We start from the raw sequence: 7,337 nt of genomic DNA on the forward strand, positions 1-7,337 counted from the left end.
TTGGTAAGCACACCATAGTTATGCAGAGCCATACCTGGAATAAAGGTGGTGTGATATTGCAGGAGGTAACGCTGACCCTGGGAGAAGTCAACGCCGCTCAGGTTAAGGTGGTAGGAGTGGCCGTCAGCTGCAATAGAAAGAGCACCATTAGGAATGGTGACCTCCTGAAGGTTGCTGAAGTTACCCGTTCCATCAAAGTCTGCACGATAGAGGTGGAAAGAGTTGGCAATGTAGGTTACCGATGCTGGCAGATCGCCACCGTTTCTATCAGAGAGGGAGTCAGAGAACTCAACACCAGTCATGTTAGAAGCGGAGTAGTTAAGACGAACATACCAAAGTACCTCAGACTCAGTACCGCTGACAGGACCGCCCCACTTGTTGAGCCACTCTTCGCCAATGGTGTTCTTTGGACGAACAATCATGTTGAGAGGAACAGCGGTGCCGTTAACGCCAAAATCAATGTGGGTATTATCCCCTGCGTTGATGGCGTCGCGGTCGTAGAGAGCGGACAGCGAGAAAGTGCCCTTAATCTGGGTGTGGGTGTTTGCATAGTCTGTATAAACAACATGCAGGGTACCGCCGTAAATGCTACCTGCAGCTGGAGTTGGATAAGCCCAAGCTACGGTTGCACCGTTAGGATCTTTAACTTCAATTGGAGTTGTATTTTGTGTGGCAGTGAACTGGACTTTATCGGGCAGGGTAATATCAAAATAGTCACCTTCTGCCACGGTAGATGCGGTAGATTCCCAGTTAATTGTAATATGGTACAGATTATCAGTGGTAATCTCATTTACTGGTGTATAGGTATCATCAGCCACAGACATGCTGGTAATTTGAACTGGTGAAACAGTTGCAGCAGAAGCGAATGTTGTCACAAAAGTAACAACAATCATAAATGGCACAAGAAATGCACCTAGTCTGACCAGTACTTTTTTCATAAACTAAACTCCAATTCGTCTTGCGAGCGTGAGAAAATTATTGCAGATAGGCACTTAAAAACTGTTATTAGTTTTTGTCGTCACAAAACAATTACATTTCAAATTACCGTACTTTTGACCTGCTCTTCTCGCCATATTCTGGGTTTGTAAATTGTTAGAAATTAGTAGCATTTCTCGTCAAATTATAGAACTTTGACGTCTTTTATTTGCACAGATTAAGAAGACTTTTTGGCGCAGACAATCTCTCGTGGTGTTATTGGCTGGTTGAAGGTATTATTAAAAGCAATAAATTCGTGGTAGAGATATGTGCTTATACGTGCGGCATTGCGCGTCGGCACAGAATCCAAGAGTGACCGGGAAACCGGAGAAGCGGAGTCATGCATGAGCGAGTCCAGGCCCAAGCAGTTTGTTGCAGTTCTAGACTTTGGTGCCCAGTACGGCCAGTTAATTGCACGTCGCGTGCGTGATCTTAACGTCTACTCCGAGATTGTTCCTTGTGATATTTCCGCAGATGAGCTTCGTGAGCTTAATCCATCTGCGCTTATTTTGTCTGGTGGCCCTGCTTCCGTATATGCTGAGGATGCGCCAAAGATTGATCCAGAGATTCTGGAGCTTGGCCTTCCTGTCTTTGGTTTCTGCTATGGACAGCAGATTATGGCGGTTACCCTGGGCGGCACCGTTGGACATACCGAGAAGGGCGAGTATGGCCCAGCTCATCTGACCCGCGCAGGGGAGAGCCGCATTTTTGACGGCACCGCTGAGCAGCAGACTGTTTGGATGAGCCACCGCGATGCAGTGTCTGAGGTTCCAGAAGGCTTTACTGTTACCGCTTCAACTGACGTGTGCCCTATTGCAGCTATGGAAAACGCCGCTAAAAACCTGTATTCCACTCAGTTCCACCCAGAGGTCAACCACACCGAGTGTGGTTCCCAGATGCTTTCTAACTTCCTGTTCAATATCTGTGGTTTTGAGAAGACGTGGACCATGGACAACATCATTGAGCAGAAGGTGGAGGAGATTCGCCAGAAGGTTGGCAATGGCCGCGTTATTTTGGCGCTTTCCGGCGGTGTTGACTCTTCCGTTGTCGCAGCTCTTGTTCACCGTGCCATTGGCGATCAGCTTACCTGCGTGTTTGTTAACCACGGCATGCTCCGCAAGGGCGAGCCAGAGATGGTTGAGCAGGTTTTCCGCAAGCAGTTCAACGTGCCTCTGATTCACGTTCACGCAGAGCAGCGCTATGCAGAGCTTCTAGCTGGCGTTACCGAGCCAGAGATGAAGCGCCGTCTTATTGGCACCGAGTTCTGGAAGGTCTTCTTTGACGAGGCTCAGAAGTTGGACGGCGTTCAGTTCCTAGCACAGGGTACCATCTACCCTGACATTATCGAGTCCGGCGCTCGTAAGACCGGCGGCAAGGCTGCAACCATCAAGAGCCACCACAACCTGATTCCATTCCCCGAGGGCGTTCACTTTGACCTGATTGAGCCCCTGGATCACTTCTTCAAGGATGAGGTCCGTGCGCTGGGCGTTTCGCTTGGCCTGCCAGAGAACCTTGTCTACAGGCAACCATTCCCAGGTCCTGGCCTTGCTATCCGCATCATTGGCGACGTTACCCCAGAAAAGCTTGAGATTCTCCGCAACGCCGACGCTATTGTCCGTGAAGAGATTGACGCTTACAACGCCCAGCTCTTTGACGAGACAGGCGATCGTAACTCCGAGCACAGTGTGTGGCAGTACTTTGCCGTGCTACCCGACATTAAGTCCGTTGGCGTTATGGGTGACGAGCGTACGTATGCTCGTCCAGTTATCCTGCGCGCCGTTGAGTCGAGCGACGCTATGACCGCTGACTGGGCAAAGCTTCCTTATGAGTTGCTGACCCGCATTTCTTCCCGTATTGTCAGTGAGGTTGCTGGCGTTAACCGCGTGGCCTATGACATTACTCCTAAGCCACCTGCGACCATTGAGTGGGAGTAGGACGACAGGGTTCTGACCTGCGATTTTGAGTGCCGCACTATGCCGCTGAGTTTCGTTTCGTACGAGAGTCATGACAAAGCCACCAGCGACGGAGATGAGTAAAAGCGATTAAAGAGCCTCCGTTCCCTGCGTTGGGACGGAGGCTCTTTCTTTGCCGTTTTACTCCCTTGTCTCCGTTCGGGGATTATTTCTTGCTCATTTAGGGCTATTCGCGCTGAAAGATTTTGACTAGCTTGGTGTCCTTTATTTCGTAGACAATGTCTGCGACGTTCTCGACCAGCCTCTTATCGTGGGAGACGAACACTATCGTTCCGGCATAGGCGCTCATCATCTGCTCGAGGGCTTCGGCGCTCTTGATGTCCAGGTAATTTCCAGGCTCGTCCATGAGCAAGATGTTGTATCTGCCCAGCAGCATCTTCGCGAGTAGCAGCTTGATGACTTCGCCTCCCGAGAGAACGCCAACGTCCTTTGTCAGGTCGCGCGGTCCGATTCCCATAGAGGCGAGGATGCCTCGAATTTCGGTCATGCTGTACTCGCAACCATCCTGCATGAACGAGATCGCAGACTGACGGGCGTCGAACTTGTAGCCTGTTTGCTCGAAGTAACCGATCTCTGCCTTGGGAGAGATGTTGATACCGTCGGCGCGTCGAGCGATTGCCTTCAGCAGGCTGGTCTTTCCTGTACCGTTGCCACCGGTGATGGCCACTTTGGCACCGAGCGGTATCTCGAATTTCGCGTGGTCATAGAGCATGCAGTTGCCGAAGCTCAAGCTGAAATCGTCTGCCGAGATGGGAAATTTACTATGCAGTTCCAGGGCCTTGCTCTGGCGGAACCGCACGGCGCGAATGCTATCTGGGGCCTCAATCCCTTCGAGCGCTTCGAGGCGCTTCTCCATGTCCTTAGCCGCCTGGTACATCCTCTTCTGTTTGGTGCCGGTTGCTTTCTGATGCCCCAATCGACCTGCATACTCGTTGCTTTTTTTCGCAGCCTTCCGCTTGGCGTCGACCTGCCGTGCTTTTTTCCGTTGTTTTTCGATGGCGGCTTCGAGGCGATCGCGCTCGCGCATCGCCTCTTCGTATCGAGTCGCCTGAGCTTTGCGCTCTTCTTCTTTCTGTCGCAGATAGTCGGAGTAGTCACCCCAGAATTCGGAAATACCGCCGTCTTTGAGCTCCCAGATCTTGTCTACCACCTGGTCGAGAAAATGACGGTCATGGCTCACGATGAGCAGAGCCCCATCAAATGCCTTGAGTTGTCCGACGAGAAGGCGGATGCCGTCTTGGTCGAGGTGGCTCGTAGGCTCGTCGGCGAAGATCGCGCTTGCATGCTGGGAGAGTGCAGAGGCAATCTTGGCGCGTGTTTCCTCCCCGCCGCTCATCGTCTCCTGCGCCACTCCGGCGACGTTGAGACGGGAGAGCATCTCACCACTGTCCTGAGCCGCATCAAGGTCGAGTTCATCGAGTTGGCCGATGAGGGCAATGCTGCCGAAGCGCCTGACGTCGGCGTCCGCAATGGTAAGATTGCCGCTCAGAATTTTAAGCAGGCTGGTTTTGCCTGCGCCATTGTCTCCCACCAAGCCGATGCGATCGTAGGAGTAGATTTCCAACTCTTCGATATCCAGGATATCGCGGCCGGCATATTCCAAAAAGATGTCTTTAGCTTTGACTATGAGTTCCATAGGTTGAACCGCCTTTTGTGTATTAGCCTTTTACTGGAAGCGCAGCCATGCCAAAAAAGATTGCTCACGTCGATTTTTCGCCTTTGCCCAATTGCCGGCGCGAGCGTTTTGACCTTGCGCAAGCCGGCAAATCCGAAAATGATAGTTGGCGACGAATAAGGAGCGCGATGTGGGATGTCGGCGCAATACCTCGTCGTCGCAAGGGCTTGAAGGCTGACGCGTGAACCGATGGCTGCCGCCTCTTTTTTTCGAATACTTGGGCTATTGAATCCGCCCGGTATCTCTTTTCCCCACGTTTCGGACGCTCGGAGCAAGCAGCATAGCCATCGCAAGCAGTACCATGGTCGCTCCAGAGCCGACGAACCATAACGGAGCTCCAAGCAGATCCGCAAAAACGGAGGGGGCCGCGAGGCCCATGGGCATGGCCCACGCCATGATGGTTCCGTAGAGGCCGAAAACGCGGCCTAGGTACTCAGGAGGTATCTGCTCCTGCATAAGGGCAGTCTGGGTTCCCGCGTACAACGGGGAGCATGCGCCCATAAGAAAGCTCGCCGGTAGGAAAACGGCGAACAGCGACGGGCCGATCAATCCGGATGCGATTGCGACGACGCCGAAGCCGGCGATCGCGGCGACCATGGTGAGCGACCTATTGCGGAACCCTCCCGTGGCCGCCAAAATGCCGGACCCAGCCAGCATGCCTGCGGAGAAAAGGACCTCCACCAAAGCAGCATCCCCCGTGCTACCGCCAAAATGTCCCAAGGTCATTATTGGGAACAATGCCGCGAGTGGGGAGAACGCGAAAGCGAAGACGAACCCGCACCAAAGAAGGGCGAACAGCCCCCTGTATCCCCTGATCAGCTTGTAGCCGTCCGAAATCTCAGAGAAAAGTTCTCGAACTTTATTGGAAAAGGACGAGCTGCGGTCGGCTTCGTCGAGTCCTCCTGCGTCTATCTGAGCGGCGAGGACAGCTAGAGAAGCGAAAAGCGCCCCCAGCACGTCGAGGGCAATCATGGCGGTAATGCCCGCCACAGGATAAATCACTGCCGCGAGCGCGGCGCCAAGAATGTATCCGGCGGACTGAATCGCCTGCATCACTCCCGATAGGCGAACGAGATGCTCTGGCGGGGCGAGATGGGGCGTGAGGGATTGGGAGGCCGGCGTGTAGAACGAAGTGCCAGCTGCGCGGAGAAACAGGGCGATGAGTATTGACCACGCAGGTAAGCTGCCGGCCAACGAGGCAATCGCCAAGGCGGCGCCCACCGCGGCAACGAAGAGGTCGGCGCCGATGAGAACACGTTTCAAAGGCAGCCTGTCGACAACGGCGCCCGCAAGGACTCCGAACAAAGCAATCGGCAGAAAGCCTGCTAACGATGCCAGGGAGAGGAGGGAAGATGATTCTGTCGTGAGGGCGATATGCCAAATGAGACCCATTTGGAGAATCAAGCTCGTCAATGTCGACACGAGCTCCCCGCCCCATACGAAACAAATCTTAAATTGCCATGAATGGCACAGCGAAACAGACCTGCGCCGAGAGGTTTCAAATATCATGGTTATGTCCAATCGTGAAATGGCGTGCAGAAAAACAACGCGACGCCACAACAGCGCCGCTTTCTAGGCGCTCATCCACGTGCGGAAAAGACCAACCACGACACCCCTCCTTTGTTAATTCGGTCTGGCAAACCATGTAATATTAACGAGGCTTGAGTTTGCCTGTCAAGAATCGACCATCGGAAAGGGCAATCCTCTCTGGCCATTCGATTCCTTTTGTATCTTTGGTTGCATAGGTGACCCGCCAGGGCTATTACGCGTGGAAGAGGCGCCTGCCGAGCTGGCCGATGAGGCGCTGAAGATGGCCCTGGTCAGGCGAAACGATCCCAAGGGATGCGTACATCATTCGGATAGTAAGAATGTTGCCAGCAGGTTTTGCGGCAACCGCAAAGGAGCCGTATCCTGCAGCTGGAATCACGTTGCAGCATCCTGACCCGCATTCCGATTGGCGGACGGCCCGCTTCGGCATCCTGACCAGCACAGCGATCGAGCCTTGTCATTCCTTGGATATGCCGGTTGCTCGGGGCGGTCCCGACGGAGGCCCTCGCCTCCCCGGTCCGTGACCCAAGAAGGGCAAGCATGCTGATCTGCATGGCTGGTTCCTCCTTTATGTAGACGACCATGCAAAGAAGGGACAACCGAGGAGGCAGGTTACTGATGCGGGCTCCCGCACGCCCATGACTACCCGACGGGCTGTTTTTCATCTCCGATGCCCGCATTGCAGCATGAACGAATGTGCCTCGACATCTCTGCTGGCATGGTACGACTGGGATCGCACCTCGACGCATCCTTGCGCATACTGCCTTCCAAGTTTCGAAACCGGGAAGGAAAGTGTATGTGAGCGACGATATCGGCGCCGATTCGACGCTCGAGAGGGAGATTGCGCCGATTCTATCCATCGGGGATGCATTCCCGAAGATTCTCATCACTCGCACGAGGCATGAGCCCCATACCCGGGAGGGCGTGCTCGTGCTGAATTTCGCGAGGTGGCTGCTTGGCGGGTAGGGTTCTGAACGTCGCATTGGGATATCGCGCGACAGGGCACGCAGGGCTGTTTGTGCCCGCACGGGAAACGCCGTCGCCATGCGGGCGGCCTGTCGTGTCCGATTAGCCTTTTGCTAAACAGGCTTACGCCAACTCATGGGCAAGCCACCTGAGACTATTCACTTTGCTTATCGTTGACAAAGACCTGTGGCCTGCGGTTT

At 53.9% G+C, this 7,337-nt stretch carries 5 protein-coding genes; 2 read left to right on the forward strand and 3 right to left on the reverse strand.

Annotated elements, in window-relative coordinates; translation table 11 throughout:
* A partial coding sequence (locus tag RWJ43_RS05210; RefSeq protein ID WP_314008627.1) for an Ig-like domain-containing protein occupies positions 1–938 on the reverse strand: 938 nt, incomplete at its 3' end.
* Positions 939–1,319: 381 nt separating this feature from the next.
* On the opposite strand from RWJ43_RS05210, the gene guaA reads away from it, so the two are divergent.
* Entirely contained in the window at positions 1,320–2,909 is a 1,590-nt protein-coding gene (gene guaA / locus RWJ43_RS05215) for a glutamine-hydrolyzing GMP synthase (RefSeq protein ID WP_314008630.1), read from the forward strand.
* Between the two features lie 205 nt (positions 2,910–3,114).
* Here the strand turns inward: guaA and abc-f are convergent, their stop codons facing one another.
* Together abc-f and RWJ43_RS05225 are read right to left on the reverse strand one after the other, a co-directional pair.
* Positions 3,115–4,584: a ribosomal protection-like ABC-F family protein gene (abc-f, locus tag RWJ43_RS05220; protein WP_005987409.1), complete on the reverse strand. Its 1,470-nt coding sequence runs from the start codon at positions 4,582–4,584 to the stop codon at positions 3,115–3,117.
* 261 nt (positions 4,585–4,845) lie between these two features.
* Positions 4,846–6,183, reverse strand: a complete 1,338-nt coding sequence (locus tag RWJ43_RS05225) for an MFS transporter (RefSeq protein WP_314008638.1) — start codon at positions 6,181–6,183, stop codon at positions 4,846–4,848.
* A gap of 786 nt (positions 6,184–6,969) precedes the next feature.
* Here RWJ43_RS05225 and RWJ43_RS05230 point away from each other — a divergent pair.
* Positions 6,970–7,137 (forward strand): hypothetical protein, encoded by a 168-nt coding sequence (locus RWJ43_RS05230; protein WP_157966984.1) that lies wholly within the window; start codon positions 6,970–6,972, stop codon positions 7,135–7,137.
* The last annotated feature ends 200 nt before the right edge of the window (positions 7,138–7,337 follow it).

The organism is Lancefieldella parvula, from assembly GCF_963530955.1.
In the GTDB taxonomy this organism is placed as follows: Bacteria; Actinomycetota; Coriobacteriia; order Coriobacteriales; family Atopobiaceae; genus Lancefieldella; species Lancefieldella parvula_A.